Genomic DNA, 16,875 nt, shown 5'->3' with positions numbered 1-16,875 from the left:
GGCGCCGCTGGTGCGGGACTTTCGGCGTCGTCGGTGACGCTGGCTTCTTCGGTCATCCTGACCTCCACGAGGAATGTACCTCGGGGTTCCGACATCGAAAAGAGTTCGCTCAAGAGAGCATCCGGCGCGGGCGTCCCCGCCAGAAAAAACGAGCTCCCCGAACGCTTTATCGCGCCGAGGAGCTCGTGGTGGTTTCAGATTTTGCGGGCTATGCGCTCACTGGTGCCGTGGTTCCGATTGCAATGTCCGCCCGATCACGGAAAGCGTTCGCCCGCATCCGGTCAGACTCCACCTGGCGGCGAGCCTCCAGCGTCTCCTCGTACAGCGAAGGCTGACCGTGGCTGGTAAGCACCTTGACGAGCACGGGCAGCAGTTCAATCATGAAGAACAGCGCGGCGATCATCCAGTGCGCGAACCCGAGCGTGGGCTCTTTCGCAGAGAGACTGTTAAGTGCCGTGATCTGGCTCAACAGGCCGCTCGCGCCCGCGTTGCCTGACGCTACAGCGTCAGCACGCTCGTTGTAGGCGGCAAGTGCGGCGTCATAGGTCGTCTGCGCGGCAGGTAACTGAGCCTTTGCGGCTTCCCGGTTGCGATCCTCGTTGGCGCTCGTGGCTCCTGCGCTCGATTCCTGCGCCGTGGTGAGCTCTTCGTTAGCCGCGCGGAGATCTCCTGCCAGCGCGTCGTAGGTTGCCTGCGCCTGGTCGAGCTGTGACTTCGCGGCGTCAGAGCTGGCACCCTCGCCGGAAATGCCGGTGCAGCCTTCGACCTCGCCGACACCAACGCCCGTGAGTTCACACTGATAAATCGCGCGGGCCTGATCGATCACGCCCTGCTGCGTCGTCATTTGCGTTGTAATGCCGTCGACCTTTGCCTGGGCGGCGGTGAGCGTTGCCGAGTCTGTCGTGGTTCCGGTGACGACACCCGTTGCTGCCTGGTTCTCCAGGTCGGCAAGGCGCTGCGTTGCGGCGTCGAGCGCCTGCTTTTCGGGGCCGGTCGCGACGGCTTCCTGGTCGCTCTGCGCCTGCACGATATTGGTGGCGTTGACTTCGCGTTCGATGTCGTTCGCGAAGATCTGCAGCACGAGCGGCTCCGCCACCACAACACCGATAATCGCGGCCATGATGACACGCGGGAGCGCAAGCGCAATGAGCTTGCCGATCTTGGTCGACGACTTCATGGTCGAGGTTAAGAACCGGTCGAGGTTGAAGATGATGAGCGCCCACACGATCGCGAGTGGAATGGCGAGCCACACGACCGCCTTCACGCCCGTCGTCAGCGCGAACAGCATCGAAATGCCCGAAATGAGCGCGGTGCCAGCGATAACGAAGAACATCTGCACGAAGCGGCCGGTTTCCGTGGGCACCTGGTCGAGCACGTAGCCGTCCGCGCCACCGAGGATCGCAAGGCGCCGCATCGGACGGCGCTGCTTGCGCGGCTTTTCGCTACGCCGCGTCGGAACCACCGGTTCCGTTTCGGCTTCTTCTGTCAGCGCCGGAACCACGGGTTGCGTTGCGGAGTCGTTGGAGCCTGGAACCACAGGTTCGGCATCGAACAGGGAGAATGACTCCGTCTCAGCGGCGCGCGCCTCTGCGGACGTAACGGCTTCTGGTTCCGCTGTATCTGGTTCCGTTGCGCTCGGGCGGCGTGGCACGACGAGCGGTTCGAAGTCGGGTTCGATGGCGGGGACAGCCTGCGTTTCAGCGGCGCTTGCTCCACCAAAGGGGTCGGTTGGTCCGTCGGCGTCGTAGGTGTCGACCCCTTCGTCTTCGCGGCGTTCAGCATCGCGAAGGTCTTGAATGTAGAGGGGCTCTTCCGCGATCGGGTTGGTCACGTCGAACTCGATCTGGCCCTGGGAACCAAATCGTCCGGGCCTGTGTTCGGAATAGGACATCCCTCCAGCGTACGAAGGTTCGCCTGGGCGACAGGTGCGAGCGGCCTGGACGAAGGCCGAGCCGGACTTATGCGTGGTCGATGACTGCCCCTTCTCCGCACCTACAGTGCGTCGGCTGCGACCTTGTCTTCTTCCGTGGCCACGAGCTGACCGCACGCTCCGTCGATTTCCTTGCCGCGGGTGTCGCGGATGGTCGTCGGGATGCCGGCGTCGTTCAGGCGGCGAACGAACTCGTTCTGCACGTCTTTTTCACTCGAGGTCCAGACCGAGCCCGGCGTCGGGTTCAGCGGAATCGGGTTCACGTGCACCCAGCCGCGGCCGCGCTCATTGAGCTTCTGCGCGAGCAGGTCGGCACGCCACGCGTGGTCGTTCATGTCTTTGATCAGCGCATACTCGATCGAGACGCGGCGGCCGGTCTTGTCGAAGTAGTTGCGGGCGGCGTCGAGGGCCTCGTCGACCTTCCAGCGCGAGTTCACCGGGATGAGCTCGTCTCGGAGGACGTCGTCGGGGGCGTGTAGCGACAGTGCGAACGTGACGGGGATGTCTTCGTCTGCGAGCTTCTTGATCGCCGGAACCAGGCCGACGGTGGAGACCGTGATGCCGCGAGCGCTCATGCCGAGGCCGTCGGGCTGCTTGCCAACGAATGTGCGCACGGCCTGCATGACGCGGTTGTAGTTGGCGAGGGGTTCACCCATGCCCATGAAAACGATGTTGGAGACGCGCTCTTCGGAGTGGTCGTCGTGGCGCTTGCCGCCGAGCTCGCCATTGGCGATGGCGCGGTTCGCGCGCACAACCTGGTCGATGATCTCGGCTGCCGACATGTTGCGCGTGAGGCCTGCCTGACCGGTCGCGCAGAACGGGCAGTTCATGCCACACCCAGCCTGCGACGAAATGCACAGCGTGATGCGGCCGACGTAACGCATGAGCACGGACTCGACGAGAGCACCATCGTGCAGACGCCACAAGAACTTGATGGTGTCACCGTTGTCGGTTTCGAGGCGACGCACTTCGCTGAGCAGCGGCGGCATGAGGCCCGCAACGAGCTCTTCACGGTTTTCGGCCGGAAGGTCGGTCATGTGCGCCGGGTCAGACGTGTAATGCGTGAAGTAGTGCGTGTTGAGCTGCTTGGCACGGAAACCGGGCATGCCCAGCTCCTTGACGCGAGCGACGCGCTCCTCGGGCGTGAGATCCGCCCAGTGCACGGGCGGTTTGCCGCGCTTGGGGCTCGCGAACTGGAGCATCGGACGCCCTTCGGCGTCTTTCTTCTGCGACCATCCCTCGGTGCGGGGTCGGACCTGCCGCACGGGCGTCATCTCAGAGTTATTCATGGTTCCAGGTTACGGGTTAGGGGATGTATAGACGATGGGAGTGCGCGGCGGAACCGGCTCTTGCGGTTCGCGGAACCATCCGCGCGGGTCGTGCGTGATGGTTCCGACCCCGAGAACAGCAGCGGGGTGAGCGGATTTCTCCGCCCACCCCAGCTGTCAAGAAGTGATTACTTGACGATTGCGGAGCAACCGAGTTCGTTGCCCTCTGCGTCGTCGAGGCAGATCACGAGGTCTTCAGCGAGTGCCTTGTCCTCAGGAACCTGGAAGGCCCACTGGAACGAGTACGACTGGCCAGCGGTCGCGAGCGGAATCTCGGTCTCGCGCGGCGAAACGGCAATGTACGAAGCCGTCTCGTCGGAGGTGGAACGCAGCACCGGAGCAACGTCGGTGTCGACGAGGTCGGTTGCAGCTGCCTTGGTAGCGGTCGTTGCGCTCACCCAGACGTTGCCAGCCTCAGGTGCGCCGAGCGCGCCTGCGACGGTCTCGTCGTTGACGAGTGCCGACCACACCTGTGCAGACAGGTCTGCGGTGCCGAACGATTCGCTGAATGCTACGGGAGCGTCGAAGGACGAAGCCGCGATCGCAGCCGTTTCCTTCGGAGCAGGAGTTTCCTGAGCGTCGGTCGCTGCGGTGGTCGCGCAACCGGTCAGAAGTGCCGCGGTGGCGGCGAGGGTCAGAATGCCAGAAACACGGCGCTTCATGAGATTCCCTTCGGTTTCGTATGTTTTACAACCTTTAACGGTACTCCTGGCGAATTGTGCAAAACCTGGAGGGCCGGGAATCGGGTGGAAACGTTACCTAAGGGCAACTCCTTTTGTGTTTTTTGGAGGAAGCGCTAGGCCCGTACGCGCCGACGCCAGGCGAGAAGCATGCCCACAGCGAGCAGTCCTGCAGCGATCAACAGCCCGGGCATCGCATCTGAGGTTCCGGTTACCGGCAGGCCGGTTTCTGCACTGGGAGCGCCGCCTGCACCCGATGCGGATGTCGGCTCAGGGGTCGGCTCAGACGTCGGCTCAGGCGTCGGCGTGGCCGGCTCATCGGCGCCCTGAACGGTGACCGCGATGCTGTGATGCGTTTCACCGACCTGGTTGGTCGCCGTGATGTCGATCACGTAGTCGCCCGCACGCTCGGGGAGGGCTGCCAGGTAAATGTCGAGCTCCGCGCCGTGCGTCGACGTGGTGATCATCCATTCGTCGATGACGGAACCATTCTTTGCGCGCAGCACGGCAGTCATCGCATCAGCACCTGGGGCGGATGCGTGCCACACCATGTCGGTGGACTCTGCGGCGTTGTCTGACGGATCGAACGTCGCCGCGTCTGGCATGCGTTCGACGGTGATCTGCGGGGCGCCGAAGACCTCGATCGTCACGGTCGCCGAACGTGCTGACTGCGCGGTGGTGATGACAACCGCGGTGGCGCCAGGCGCTTCCGGCGTGCCCACGATGGTTCCGCTCTCCGCGTCGAAAACCAGGCCAGCGGGCAGCGCACCCTGCACGCCAACGGCATCTGCCTGGTTAAGGATCTCTGCGAGCGGAACGGTGACGTGCTCGCCATGCGGCAGCTCGATGACGTCGCCGTCGTTGTGTACGAGGGTGGTGGAATCGTCAATCATGAGCTGCATGTCGTTGACGATCTGGCGCGCGTCGCCTGCGGCGTGCGGGCTCTGCTCCGTGACACGCACGATGATGTCGGCACCGGTGGTCGGGGTTCCGCTCAGTACCGGCACACCGGCGTCCGTCGTGACGACGTTCAGTCCCGCCGGAATCGCCGTGGCGCGGCCGTCTGCGGTAACGAAATCGATGGCGTAGGTCGCGTCGGTGGCAGCCTCGAGCACGAGGGGCCAGACCAGCGCGTCACCGGCCTGCACGACGGTGCCGGATTCGATCGGGAACACCGTGGGCGCTGGGTCGATGACGATCTCGGCCGTGATGGGCAGGTTGTCATCCTCGAGGAGCGTGATGAGCGTTGCACCCACCTGCGTCGGAACACCCGTGATGGTTCCACTGTGCGTATCGAACGTGAGACCAGCGGGGAGCGACGATGCGTCCAGGTGCAGGTCGTCGGCAATGCCGTCGATGTCGCGAATCGCCAGCTCGTAGGGGCGACCGACAATGCCTTCGGCGAGAGGAAGATGAACCGACGTGCGGAGCACGTGGGTGGGGGCTGTCGATGGTGTGACGACGACCGGCGCCGTCTGCTGTGACGAGTAGAGCAGGCTTTCGTACCGTTGGGTTCCACCGTTTTCGTAGGCGGTGAAGCTGAGCTGCTTGCCAACCAGGTCTGGCGTGACGACGAGTGTGGGTGCGCTTTGACCGACAATCGGCATGTCACCCGCAAACCACTGGTAGCGCACGTCAAGGGCGTTGGTAGCGGCGTCGACCGGAACGCGGAAGGTCACATCTGCCGTCACGGTGTCACCCACGACCGGTGCCGCATGCTGCTCCGGGATGTTCACGCGGAACGCCGCACCCGGCTCAATGTCTGTACGCGGCTGCGCGAGGCAAGACTTACGGTCGTTGGATTCGAGGAGGTCGCGCATCGTTTCGGGCACGCTCTGCGCGGACTTCTCGGCGATGGAGAACGAACCATTGCTCTTCCAGACGCGGTCATACGCGGTTCCGGTCTTCCAGTTGCCGTTGATCACGCTGCCGTATGTCGAAACCACGATCGATCCGTACTTCTCCGGCGCGATCGTCATCTGCGTTGTGTCGGCGCGCGTGAGGCTCTGGCTGGTGCTCCACGCCACGTGCGCGCCAATCGTGACGCCGACCTTCACCTTGAGGAGCGAGAATTCCTTTTCCAGAGAGATGGAACCATCGAGCCCCCAGGAGAAGTCATCGGTGCGTTGCGCGGAGGAACTAATGCCGTAGCTCGCTGGCGAGGAGGATGAGTTGCGCACGCTCCACCACATCCCGCCTGGAGGGCAGTCTTGCGAAACGATGTACTTGCCAATGACGGCGTCAGACAGAGCGGGGTCGATGGCCACGGCGCTCGGCAGGAAGTAGCCATCTGCGGTGGCGAGTGCTGTTTGGCCGACCGGCTGGTCGTTGGCATCGAATGGCTTGACCCACAGGTTGCTCTTGGCGCCGCTCGTGCGGGTGCTTAGCGCGACGGCGCCGGCGAACATCTGCGCCCGAAGGAACTCCCACTCCGCGAGGATGGGGTCGTTCTGAATCGCGAACTGGGTGCTCTTGTTCTTTTCGGTCTCGGCCGCGGTGCATTTCACGAGGGCAAACATCTTCTTCTCACCGAAGAACCCGGAGTCGGGGCGCGCGAGACAGTACTCGGGGTACTGCCAGCTACGAACCACGAAGCGCGGCTGCGTGGAGCCGGGGCGAACGTTGTTGGCGGCGAGCGTGTTGTCGCGTTGTTCGGCGTCGGTGGAGGTTGCCGTGTCGAGAGGCTCGATGATCCAGCTCACGTTGGCGCGGCCCGTGCATTCGGACCAGGAGACACCACCCGGGCCAGCGACGACAAGGCAGAGATTGTTGTAGTCGGCGCGGGAGATCATGACGGTTCCGGGCTGCTTCTCATTCGGCGTGATACCGATGCCCTTCACATTTTTCGTGGAGAAGTTATCGGCGGCGACCCCAATGATGAGCGCCTGGCCGAGCGGGAACCCGTCAGCCGCGTGCGCGCTGGGAGTCGGTTGGAGAGGTAGCGCGGCCATCACGAGCCCGAGGCTGAGGGCTGCGGCGATGAGTGCCCGACGGCGGTGACGCGTCGGTGTGGTTGTCGGGTCGCTCACGATTCTTGGCCTCTTTGTTGATCGGTTCGTCAGAGTGTTGACCGCACGATCGATGGCGCACGACAACGATGCGCCGCGCGGCTATCCCCGGTAAAACATCATCCGGCCATACACGGCAACTAAAGTTATACCGCGTCAACATTTCGCGGCGCAACCCTCATGTCTGAAAGCGCCACGATTGGTGCCCGATGTCGTGGCAACTCGAGTATCAGCGGCGCATGTGCGATGCGTCAGGCGAGCATTGGTGCGCTAGCGATGCGCGAAGTAAGCCGTGGTGGCCTAGTTGCGCCACCAGGTGTCGTCAGGGGTGACCGGGAGTGAGCGCTTGTGGCGGCTTCCGAGGTACTTTGCCTCGAGTTTCGCGGCCACTTCTGGCGCAATCTCGCGGCCCTCAAGATAGTCATCGATATCGACGTAGGAGAGGCCGAGTTCGTCTTCGTCAGGCCGACCAGGGGTTCCGTCGAGGAGGTCGGCCGTGGGCTCCTTGTAAGCAAGTCGGTCGGGAGCGCCGAGTTCGAGAAGCATGGCACGCCCCTGGCGCTTGGTAAGGCCGGCGAGCGGCAGGATGTCTGCTGCGCCGTCGCCAAACTTTGTGTAGAAGCCGGTGACCGCTTCGGCGGCGTGGTCGGTTCCGATGACGATCATGCCGTGCTGGCCAGCGAGGGCAAATTGCACGACCATGCGGGCGCGCGCCTTGATGTTGCCGCGCTGAAAGTCGCTGATCTCGTCGCCCGACTCCTCAATTCCGGCTTCGATGCCCTGCACACCCGCCGCGATGTTGACGGTGAGCTCACGGTCGGCGCTGATGAAGTCGAGTGCTGCCTGAGCATCGGCTTCATCCTTTTGCACGTTATAGGGCAGGCGGACGGCGATGAACTGCGCGTCCGCTCCGTCTGAGCGGCGGCGCTCAACCGCGAGTTGCGCGAGTCGTCCTCCGAGCGTCGAATCTTGCCCACCCGAAATGCCCAGCACGAAACCCTTCGCGCCGGTCGTGCGCAGGTAGTCAGCGAGAAACTCGACGCGACGCTCAACTTCAGCGCCAGGATCGATAGTCGGCTGCACCCCGAGGGCGGCAATGATTTCCTGCTGAAGCGTCACGTCATTCTCCGTTCGATGCTGAACTCGCCCTCCCAGTATGCCGCCCCCAGACGCCGGGAGAGATATGCCTCAAGGTGCGCGCCTGTACTCAGAACGGGGCACTCTCGAGTTCGGAACCCTCACCGCGTGGTTCGCCCATCATGAGACGCCGGCGATGCGCCTTCCGCGCCTCGGCCGCAGCGTCAGCTCGGCTCGCACTCTCACCGCCCCCAGCATCGGTCTCTGTGTTGGTATCCACGCTGGCACCAGCATTGGCAGCCACGTTGGCACCCGCAAGGGCATCCTCGTTGACATCAGCACCAGCGCCAGTGCCGCCCCGGGTCCCCGGATCGGGGCCAGCATCCGAATCGTGACCAGAACCCGGACTGGAACCGGGGTCGGGGTCGGGGTTAGAGGGGAAGAATCGCAGTGTCGGGGTCGGTGTGTCGATATATGTGCGCCCGCTGGGGCTCGTCCACCGCAGCACCCCGCGACCTAGGTGCGTGATGATCCACGCTGCGGCGTGCTTCATGTCGTGGTGGCGCGGGCACAGGAGTGCCATATTGTCTAGACACGTTTCGCCTCCGTCAGCCGCCGCATGACTATGGTCTGCGTCGCATCGGTGCGCCGGCTGGCGGCACCCGGGGAATCGACAGTGCTCGTCACGCACTCGCAGGGCGCGGCGCAGGTCTTCATTGGGACGGTAGCGGTCGATGGCCAGAATTGCGCCGTTCACGGGGTGTGTCATCACGCGATCCCATCCGGCGGCCGGACCCACCAATCGCCGCGCCGTCTCTGCATCAATGGGCCCGGTTCCGATCAGTTCAGTACCGACGTCGGTGACGCCTGCTGCCGTCAATACCGGCACCGTAATCTGCACACGCGCGGTGATCGCCGCCAGCGCGTCGCCGCTCGCCACCGGGCCGCCGCCGAGAACGAGATCTCCGAGGATATCTGCACGAATTTCATCGCGAGACCGTTCATCGTCGGGATCGACTGCCTGACATGCTTTCGCCATCGACGTCAGTCGGTCAAACATTCCGTGGGCGATGATGGCGGGCAGAACGGCAAGAACCTCCGCCATTCCGTCGTCAACATCTCGCACCTCAACCCGCCGTTGCGCCCGTGCACGCTGATGACGCTCCGCAAGACCGCACTCGTGAATCTGTGCCGCAACAGCAGGCAGAACTGCGGCAAGACGCCCGGGCGACAGTTGCTCGGCACGCTCGATAGCCGCCGCCTCATACCTATCGTGCGCATCTCCCGCTGGCAGCCCATCGCTCGCTCGAGTAATCGCATTGACGTGAGCCGGCGTGATGCGCCCCTCGCGCAGCGCCTCAAAGGTCTGCGGAAAGATATGCGCGACATCCCACGCGTGCGACATGCGACGTTGCACCGTGCGGTCACTCACTCGCAGTGCAGCGCCAATCTCGGCGCTCGCTGTGCGGAGCGCCATCTCTCGTTCACCAACGGGCGACGGCATCTCGGCCGTCATTTTCTCCGCCTGGGCGAAGACGGCGGCGTATAGCGCCATCTCCATCGCAGCGAGCCCCGCCATCGCGGACTGAATCTCACGCAATGCATCGACAGCGAACACGAAGGCACCCGGCGGGTCAGCCGGGACTTCATTGATGCTATCGATCGTCATGAGACCATTCTCCCACAACTACTAGCATATTTGTTCTAAGATGATGAAACTCTCATGGAACAAATATTCGAAGCGTTGAGCCTGAGCGGAGACATACGCACGCGAGCATCGCGCACAGTTCAACGCCAGAAAACCGACTCTCGACCGTGCCGACTACCGCCACGACACGGCCGCCCATTGCGCAAAAAATCGGGGCTACACCGACAAAACGGTGTAGCCCCGATTCGGAACCACGCGACAGGCTCCGCAGGAAGCCCAAGCGCCCCACGCAACCGCCCGGTGCTTAGTCCAGGAAAATGTCCGGGAACAACCGGTTGTCGGGGGTGCCGGGCACGGCGGCGTATCCGGAGAAGTCCGTCACGCCTTCCTCCGCCAGGACGTCTTCGACAAGGTAGGTGTTTCCGGTGGCCTCACGAGACGGGCGATTCAACACAGCGTAGGCAGCGTCAGCGTAAATCTCGGGGGTGCGGGAGGCGGCCATGACCTTGTCGCCGCCAAGGAGGTTCTGCACCGCTGCGGTCGCAATGGTCGTGCGCGGCCAGAGCGCGTTGGCGGCAATACCGTCGGCGGCAAATTCGGCTGCCAAGCCAAGAGTTGCCATCGTCATTCCGTACTTCGCCATCGTGTACGCGGTGTGCGCTCCGAGCCACTTGGGCGAAATGTTCAGCGGTGGCGACAGCGAGAGAATGTGCGGGTTGCTGGACTCGCGCAGAATCGGAACCGCGGCGCGGGACAGCATGAAGGTTCCGCGCACGTTGACATCTTGCATGAGGTCGTACTTCTTCGCGGCGAGGTCAACCGAGCCGGACAGGTCGATGACGCTCGCGTTGTTCACGACAATGTCGATGCCGCCGAATTCGCCTCGCGTCTTCAATACGGCGTGCGCGATGTCATCGTCATTACGCACGTCGCCGACGATCGCCAACGCGCGCCCTCCGGCAGCGACAATCGCCTCAGCGGCGGTGTGAATCGTGCCTTCGAGGGACGGGTGCGGGGTGTCGGTCTTGGCGAGCAACGCAATGTTGGCACCGTCAGCGGCCGCGCGCAGCGCGATCGCGAGACCGATGCCACGGCTACCGCCGGACATCAGGATGGTTTTTCCTGCGAGTGACATTTATTTGGCCTTTCGGGCGGAACGGTCGGCGAATGCTTGCACTCGTGCCTGAGCTTCCGGCGTGTGGAGTGCGGCATCGATCGTGCGGGCTTCTTCGGAAAGTTGTTCAGCGAATGTGCGGGTGGGCTGCGAACGGATCAGGCGCTTTGCCTGGCCGTATGCACCGGCGGCACCAGCCAGCCACGACTGCGCAACCTCCTCGGCACGCACCTTGACCTCATCAGGGGCAACAACTTCTGCGACGAGCCCCCAGTCCAACGCCTGCTGCGCTGACAGCAGCCGATCGGACAGCACCAGCTGCAGCGCACGACGCTCACCTACCGCCTTCGCGAGGCTCGCCGTCACCGAAAGGTCCGGTGTCAGGCCCACATTGGCGTACAGGCTGCCGATCTTGGAGTTCTCTCCAACGATGACGTAGTCGCTCGCAAGGAGAATTCCGAGTCCGCCGCCAGCTGTGGTTCCGTGTGCGGCAGCAACCACCGGAATCGGCGACTCCACAAGTGCGAGAATTCCGGCATTAATGGTGTGTGCGAGCTCCTGGATCGTGAAGTCGCCCATGCCTTGCGCCATCGCAAGCACGTCACCGCCCGCGCAGAACGACGGCCCGGCAGCGTCAAGGAGAATCGCCTTGACGTCATCGCGTGAGGTTGCCTCGGCTGTCACTTCTGCCCAGGCGAGCGCCAGGGCCTGATCAAACGCATTCATGCGCGCAGGGCGGTTCAGCGTGATGCGCGCGAGTCCGTCAACGACGGAAAGAAGGATGGGGGATTCGCTCATTATTTCGGTGCCATTCGGATCGCGCCGTCGAGACGGATTGTCTCGCCGTTCAGATAGTCGTTGTCAACAATGTGGGCCACAAGCGCCGCAAATTCATCGGGTCGTCCGAGACGCGAGGGGTACGGAACCTGCTGGCCAAGGGAGTCCTGTGCCGCCTGCGGAAGACCGGCGAGCATCGGCGTCTCCATGATGCCGGGGGCAATCGTGCACACGCGGATACCGTGACGCGCCAATTCACGAGCGACCGGCAGCGTCATCGCGTGCACGCCACCCTTCGATGATGCGTATGCGGGCTGGCCGATCTGCCCATCAAAAGCCGCGACAGATGCGGTGTTGATGATGACGCCACGGTCATCCGTTCCGGTGTTCTTCGCCATGACGGCAGCCGCCTGCGACAGCACGTTAAAGGTGCCGACGAGGTTGATCTGCACGACCTTTGCAAAGTCGGCGAGTGAGGCAGGGTTGCCATCGCGGTCCAGCACCTTCGCCGGCGGGGCGATGCCCGCACAGTTCACCACAACACGCAGTTGTGCGCGTGTCGCGGCCGCAGCAACAGCGGCGGCAATCTGCTCAGGGTTGGTGACATCTGCGGCCACAAAGTAGCCGCCCAGCGAGGCCGCAACGTCAGCGCCCGGAGACGACTCCAGGTCAACAATCGTCACGACAGCACCCGCTGCCGTCAGCCGCTTCGCCGTGGCCAGACCCAGGCCACTGGCCCCGCCGGTCACGAGCGCACTAGCGCCTGCGATATCCATAGCTCTCCTTCGAACTCATCAAACCTGCGCTCTCCCCACACGGCGAGCGCGTCCCGTACCGACAATGGAACGAGGAACCAGCGACGTTCCATCACGAAACGACACCGGGTGTCAGCCTACGCGGCACCTCGGACCACGAGCACGTTGGGCTGTCGAATCGGCACATCGTGCGACACAAATCGACGCCATGCACCTGTCGAAACATCACATCATTCCACGATATTCACGCCATCTCGCGTCCGGCACCACACTCACCACCCGCACACTCCCGCGCTACATACCGCAGGCTCTCCGCATGCGGCACCGTGGTTCCGGAACCACAGCTTTTTTCCCCTGTCGGGTGCGCAAGAAAAATGGTTGAGTGAGCATATGAAGCTGCAGCTCAAGCGTGCGTACGATGCGGCCGAGCCGACTGACGGCTTCCGGGTGCTCGTTGACCGCCTCTGGCCGCGCGGCATTTCGAAAGAGCGCGCGGCGATCGATCTTTGGGCGAAGGATGTCACGCCGACGCCCGAGCTACGCAAGGCCTGGCATGCCGCGAGCGCCGATGAATGGGAGACGTACGCCGTGCAGTACCGCCATCAGCTCGAACACGACAGCGCGAGCGCGGTCGCCGAACTCCGAGAAACCCTGCACGAGCACGACACCGTCACCCTCGTCTACGCCGCGCACGACGAGGTGTACAATCACGCCCGCGTGCTCGCCGACATTCTCGACAGCTGATCGCCCAGGTTCCGCGGTCTTGGCACCCCGCGACCCGCGGCACCTGGCATCCTGAGACGGTGAGCATTCCCACCGGCGACGTTCCGATCGCGCCCACCGTTCTCGACTTGGCAGGCGACGCTACTCTTACCCCGGTATGGGTCAATGGCATCGGGGGTGTCACTTTTCGAGCGGTGGCGAGCGACGGAACCACGCGCTTCATTAAGTACGGACCCCACGACCCTGAGGTCTCCCTGTTCGACGAGGCAGAGCGCCTGAGCTGGGCTGGGCAATACACGCGGGTGCCGGTCGTCGTTGAAGTCGGCGCCGACCACACGCACGAATGGCTCGTCACCGAGGGAATTGACGGAACCACGGCTGTCGCTCCCGAATGGATCGCTCGCCCGGAGGTTGCTGTCGCCGCGATCGGGCGCGGGCTTCGTCACCTTCATGACACCCTCCCCTTGTCAGAGTGCCGCTGGCTGTGGGACGCCTACGGCCGAATCGGTGAGGCCGAAGCCCGCGGACTCGTCATTGCCGAGCACCTGCAAACGCCCCCGCTCGACGATGCCCTCGTGGTTTGTCACGGCGATGCCTGCGCCCCCAACACGCTTCTCAACGCCGCGGGTGATCCCATCGCGCACGTGGACTTCGGTGCCCTCGGCATCGGTGACCGCTGGGCCGATATCGCCGTGGCCAGCATGAACACGGTGCACAACTACGGCCCCGGCTACGAAGACCTGCTCATCGAGGCATACGGGCTCGAGCCCGACCGCGACCGCCTCGCGTACTACCGCGATCTGTGGAACGCGACGTAAGACGTCGCATCGCGGCGGTGACAAGCCGACGCTATGCGGCAATCGTGAAGACGAAGTTCCAGGCGCCCGTCGCTACCGCAACGCCCACGGCGATGCCCGAAATCAGCGCGCATACCGCGATCAGCGCCCAATCACGCCCATCAAACGGGGCCACACGCGCGTGAGTGCGGCGCACCCCTGGCACCCCGAATCCGCGCGCTTCCATGGCGGTCGACAGCGTGGTTCCGCGCCGAATCGCCAACACAAACAGCGCGAACGCTGCGCCGAAGAACCGGCGAATGCGGCCGTGATCGGCGACCCCGCGTGCCCGGCGGGCGAGCGCGAGCGAGCGAGCGTCGTTAGCCAGCAGACCAAGCAGACGCATCGCAGCGAGCGCCCCCATCACGAAGCGCGGCGACAGGCGCAGCTTCTGAATGAGGCCGTCGGCGAGGTCAGTCGGGTCAATCGACGCAAACATCGCAATCGAGGGCAACCCCACCGCGAACAGGCGCAGTGCGGACGCCGCGGCAAGGTGGAGTGATCCTTCTGAGACGCGCACCACGCCCCACTCGAACAGAATCGCGCCGCTCGGCACGCCGTACAGCGACACCGTAATGAACACCGACGGCGCCGCGATCCAGATCGGCAGCGTCCGAAGGAAAAATTCGCGCGGCGTCAGCCCCGACCACAAAATGATGGCGAGACCCAACAGCAGTCCGACCGCGGCGGAGACCAAATCAACCGTCAGCACCAGCGGAATCGATAGCGCCAACGCGCCGCCCAACTTGGCAAGGGCACTGCGCGATACGATCGGGCCGGTCCGGGTGCGCGGCGAATCCAACACCACACCGCTCATCCCGTCACCTCCACGCGCCTGGCATGCAGTGCACGCGACACTTCGGCGTCGTGAGTCACCACAACGAGCGAGTGCCCGGCATCGCGCAGCATGGCCATCAGCCCAACAAGCTCAGACCACGTCACGGCGTCCTGCCCAAATGTGGGTTCGTCCAGCACCAGCACCCGAGGCCTGGTCGCGAGCATCGCGCCCACCGTCAGGCGGCGCTGTTCGCCACCCGACAGCGTGTAGGGGTTCGCACCCGCCACATGCGAAAGCCGCAGCCGCCCCATCAGCTCGTCGACGCGAGCGGACACTTCGTCCTCATCAAGACCCAGCGCACGCGGGCCGACCGCGATCTCATCACGCACCGTCCGCGCAATCAGCTGGTGCTCCGGCTCCTGCAGCACGGTTCCGATCCGGGTCAGAAGTTGGCGGGATGTCCACCGAAACGGATCCTGTTGCGCCATGCCTGCGAGCTCTTCGCTGGCACGAACGGAACCAGCGTGTGCGGGAATGAGGCCAGCGAGGGTCAGCCCGAGGGTGGACTTTCCGGCACCATTAGGGCCGACAATCCCGATCACTTCGCCCGCGTGCACAGACAGATCGATCGGCCCGGCGACGGGATGCTTCTTTACCCGCGCGACCTGCAGGCCAGCGGCCTCCAGCAGCACCCCACCCCTGGCGTGCGCGGCGGGGGCGGGGTGCTGCGGCGGATGCCCAGGCACCCATACGCCGGCAGCAGCCAACTCGGCACCACGCTCGCGCAACACGGCTGTCGGACTGCCATCGGCAATCACACCGTCGGGACCCAGCACGATGACGCGCGTCACAATGTCGAGCCACACCTCGGTGCGGTGTTCCACAATCACGAGCGTGGCACCGGTGCGATCCACCGTACGCAGCACGGCATCACGCACTTCCCGCACACCCGCGGGGTCCAGGTTTGCCGTCGGCTCATCCAGGAGGATGGCGCCCGGCTGCATCGCCAACACGCCGGCAAGCGCGAGCCGTTGTTTCTGCCCGCCGGACAGGGCGGCCGTGGACCGGTCAAGGTTGACGTCGAGGCCGACCGCGTCGAGGGCGGCGTCAACGCGCGGCCGCATTTCCTCGTGTGCAACGCCCAGGTTCTCCATGCCAAACGCGACATCGTCGCCGACCCGCGACAGCACGGCCTGCGTGTCTGGGTCTTGCAGCACCAGCCCCACCCGACCCCGCTGGGACGCGACGGGCGCGCCATCAACGCTCATGGTTCCGAGGGATTCCCCCTCATCGTCGGCGAGCACGCCAGCGAAGGCGTGCAGCAGTGTTGACTTGCCTGAACCACTCGCACCGAGCAGCAGCACGCGCTCGCCCGGCTCAATCGTGAACGTGGCGTTTGTCACCGCCCATTTCTTACGGGTGGAGTAGCGCCAGGCCCACGAATCGACCTGCAGACGAACAGCCATTAGACGCGCTGCGAAACCTCGCGCCCCGCGGCGAAGCGGCTGAGAGCGCCAGCCTTTCCGAGGCCCTTCATGATGACCCACGAGCCGAGACCGGCGATAACGGCACCGGAGATCGTGGTCGACGAGATGTAGGTCACGGCGAACGCGTTGTCCATCGCGCCGTACCACAGGAAACGGTCCAGGATTCCGGCGCCAAGACCCGCAGCGGCACCGGCCAGAATCGCAATCGGCAGCTTGTAGACGCGGTACAGCACAATCAGGAAGACAATCTCAGCGCCGAGGCCCTGGACGAGACCAGACACCAGGGTGAGTGCTTGCCACTGGTTTCCGGCGAGCGCCGAAATCGAAGCGGCAACCACCTCGGCGAACAGTGCGGCTCCTGGCTTGCGCACAATGAGACCGGCAAGCACGCCAGCGATGAGCCACGGACCGGCAAGCAGTCCCTGCAGGCCGGGAAGCAACGGCTTCAAGAGGCCAGACGGAACCTCGTAGGCGAAGTTCCACGCAATAAAGAGCACCGCACATGCGACGGCGATGATGCTCGCCATGACGATGTCGACAACGCGCCACTTCCACACCGATGCGGTGAGGGCGCGGTCTTCCGCAGACAAAAGGGCAGACGAATTCATGCAATTCCTTCCTTCGCTGGCATTATCCAGATCAGGTTTAACGGTCGAAGCGTTTTCGCTTCCTCTCAGCCCGGTGCACACCGAACTCCCGTGGGGTTGATCTGAGTATAACCATGAACTCGGATT

At 64.1% G+C, this 16,875-nt stretch carries 14 protein-coding genes and 1 riboswitch; of the genes, 2 read left to right on the top strand and 12 right to left on the bottom strand.

Annotated features, from left to right (window positions below):
* Window positions 1-208 precede the first annotated feature (208 nt).
* The 9 genes from KTJ77_RS00840 to KTJ77_RS00800 form a co-directional block, all read right to left on the bottom strand.
* A complete protein-coding gene (locus KTJ77_RS00840) occupies window positions 209-1,891 on the bottom strand; it encodes a DUF4407 domain-containing protein (RefSeq protein WP_217336640.1) in 1,683 nt (560 codons plus the stop codon).
* 101 nt (window positions 1,892-1,992) lie between these two features.
* Window positions 1,993-3,219, bottom strand: coding sequence for a 23S rRNA (adenine(2503)-C(2))-methyltransferase RlmN (gene rlmN / locus KTJ77_RS00835; RefSeq protein ID WP_217336639.1), 1,227 nt, complete (start codon window positions 3,217-3,219; stop codon window positions 1,993-1,995).
* A gap of 167 nt (window positions 3,220-3,386) precedes the next feature.
* On the bottom strand, window positions 3,387-3,920 hold the full coding sequence (locus tag KTJ77_RS00830) for a hypothetical protein (protein ID WP_217336638.1): 534 nt from the start codon (window positions 3,918-3,920) through the stop codon (window positions 3,387-3,389).
* A gap of 134 nt (window positions 3,921-4,054) precedes the next feature.
* A complete protein-coding gene (locus tag KTJ77_RS13630; RefSeq protein ID WP_217336637.1) occupies window positions 4,055-6,967 on the bottom strand; it encodes a putative Ig domain-containing protein in 2,913 nt (970 codons plus the stop codon).
* A 279-nt stretch (window positions 6,968-7,246) separates the two neighbouring features.
* Entirely contained in the window at window positions 7,247-8,065 is an 819-nt protein-coding gene (nadE, locus tag KTJ77_RS00820) for an ammonia-dependent NAD(+) synthetase (protein WP_217336636.1), read from the bottom strand.
* A gap of 88 nt (window positions 8,066-8,153) precedes the next feature.
* Window positions 8,154-9,692, bottom strand: coding sequence for an HNH endonuclease signature motif containing protein (locus KTJ77_RS00815; RefSeq protein WP_217336635.1), 1,539 nt, complete (start codon window positions 9,690-9,692; stop codon window positions 8,154-8,156).
* A 283-nt stretch (window positions 9,693-9,975) separates the two neighbouring features.
* Window positions 9,976-10,806 (bottom strand): NAD(P)-dependent oxidoreductase, encoded by an 831-nt coding sequence (locus tag KTJ77_RS00810; protein ID WP_217336634.1) that lies wholly within the window; start codon window positions 10,804-10,806, stop codon window positions 9,976-9,978.
* Window positions 10,807-11,583: an enoyl-CoA hydratase/isomerase family protein gene (locus KTJ77_RS00805; RefSeq protein WP_217336633.1), complete on the bottom strand. Its 777-nt coding sequence runs from the start codon at window positions 11,581-11,583 to the stop codon at window positions 10,807-10,809.
* The gene (locus KTJ77_RS00800; RefSeq protein WP_217336632.1) at window positions 11,583-12,338 is read right to left on the bottom strand and encodes an SDR family NAD(P)-dependent oxidoreductase; all 756 of its coding nucleotides are present in this window, start codon (window positions 12,336-12,338) and stop codon (window positions 11,583-11,585) included. The genes KTJ77_RS00805 and KTJ77_RS00800 overlap by 1 nt, the downstream gene beginning before the upstream one ends.
* Before the next feature lie 369 nt (window positions 12,339-12,707).
* Between KTJ77_RS00800 and KTJ77_RS00795 the strand changes: the two genes are divergently transcribed.
* Window positions 12,708-13,061, top strand: a complete 354-nt coding sequence (locus tag KTJ77_RS00795) for a DUF488 domain-containing protein (RefSeq protein ID WP_217336631.1) — start codon at window positions 12,708-12,710, stop codon at window positions 13,059-13,061.
* 59 nt (window positions 13,062-13,120) lie between these two features.
* Window positions 13,121-13,858, top strand: coding sequence for an aminoglycoside 3'-phosphotransferase (locus KTJ77_RS00790; RefSeq protein ID WP_217336630.1), 738 nt, complete (start codon window positions 13,121-13,123; stop codon window positions 13,856-13,858).
* Window positions 13,859-13,889: 31 nt separating this feature from the next.
* On the opposite strand, the gene KTJ77_RS00785 is transcribed toward KTJ77_RS00790, so the two are convergent.
* The 3 genes from KTJ77_RS00785 to KTJ77_RS00775 form a co-directional block, all read right to left on the bottom strand.
* Window positions 13,890-14,693, bottom strand: a complete 804-nt coding sequence (locus KTJ77_RS00785; RefSeq protein ID WP_217336629.1) for an energy-coupling factor transporter transmembrane protein EcfT — start codon at window positions 14,691-14,693, stop codon at window positions 13,890-13,892.
* Window positions 14,690-16,120 (bottom strand): ABC transporter ATP-binding protein, encoded by a 1,431-nt coding sequence (locus KTJ77_RS00780; protein ID WP_217336628.1) that lies wholly within the window; start codon window positions 16,118-16,120, stop codon window positions 14,690-14,692. The genes KTJ77_RS00785 and KTJ77_RS00780 overlap by 4 nt, the downstream gene beginning before the upstream one ends.
* Window positions 16,120-16,749 carry an ECF transporter S component gene (locus tag KTJ77_RS00775; RefSeq protein ID WP_217336627.1) on the bottom strand — a complete coding sequence of 210 codons (630 nt, stop codon included), beginning with the start codon at window positions 16,747-16,749 and terminating at the stop codon, window positions 16,120-16,122. The genes KTJ77_RS00780 and KTJ77_RS00775 overlap by 1 nt, the downstream gene beginning before the upstream one ends.
* Window positions 16,741-16,851, bottom strand: a riboswitch (TPP riboswitch). (Overlaps the previous gene by 9 nt.)
* Window positions 16,852-16,875: the final 24 nt, after the last annotated feature.

The organism is Microbacterium sp. NC79, assembly GCF_019061125.1.
Lineage (GTDB): Bacteria > Actinomycetota > Actinomycetes > Actinomycetales > Microbacteriaceae > Microbacterium.
This window is presented reverse-complemented; position numbering and strand designations above follow the sequence as displayed.

What these genes read in the sequence shown, in the direction of transcription:
- KTJ77_RS00840 (WP_217336640.1), bottom strand. Translation starts at nt 1,891, where the DNA reads ATGTCCTATTCCGAACACAGGCCCGGACGATTTGGTTCCCAGGGCCAG.
- rlmN (WP_217336639.1), bottom strand. Translation starts at nt 3,219, where the DNA reads ATGAATAACTCTGAGATGACGCCCGTGCGGCAGGTCCGACCCCGCACC.
- KTJ77_RS00830 (WP_217336638.1), bottom strand. Translation starts at nt 3,920, where the DNA reads ATGAAGCGCCGTGTTTCTGGCATTCTGACCCTCGCCGCCACCGCGGCA.
- KTJ77_RS00815 (WP_217336635.1), bottom strand. Translation starts at nt 9,692, where the DNA reads ATGACGATCGATAGCATCAATGAAGTCCCGGCTGACCCGCCGGGTGCC.
- KTJ77_RS00810 (WP_217336634.1), bottom strand. Translation starts at nt 10,806, where the DNA reads ATGTCACTCGCAGGAAAAACCATCCTGATGTCCGGCGGTAGCCGTGGC.
- KTJ77_RS00805 (WP_217336633.1), bottom strand. Translation starts at nt 11,583, where the DNA reads ATGAGCGAATCCCCCATCCTTCTTTCCGTCGTTGACGGACTCGCGCGC.
- KTJ77_RS00800 (WP_217336632.1), bottom strand. Translation starts at nt 12,338, where the DNA reads ATGGATATCGCAGGCGCTAGTGCGCTCGTGACCGGCGGGGCCAGTGGC.
- KTJ77_RS00795 (WP_217336631.1), top strand. Translation starts at nt 12,708, where the DNA reads ATGAAGCTGCAGCTCAAGCGTGCGTACGATGCGGCCGAGCCGACTGAC.
- KTJ77_RS00785 (WP_217336629.1), bottom strand. Translation starts at nt 14,693, where the DNA reads ATGAGCGGTGTGGTGTTGGATTCGCCGCGCACCCGGACCGGCCCGATC.
- KTJ77_RS00780 (WP_217336628.1), bottom strand. Translation starts at nt 16,120, where the DNA reads ATGGCTGTTCGTCTGCAGGTCGATTCGTGGGCCTGGCGCTACTCCACC.
- KTJ77_RS00775 (WP_217336627.1), bottom strand. Translation starts at nt 16,749, where the DNA reads ATGAATTCGTCTGCCCTTTTGTCTGCGGAAGACCGCGCCCTCACCGCA.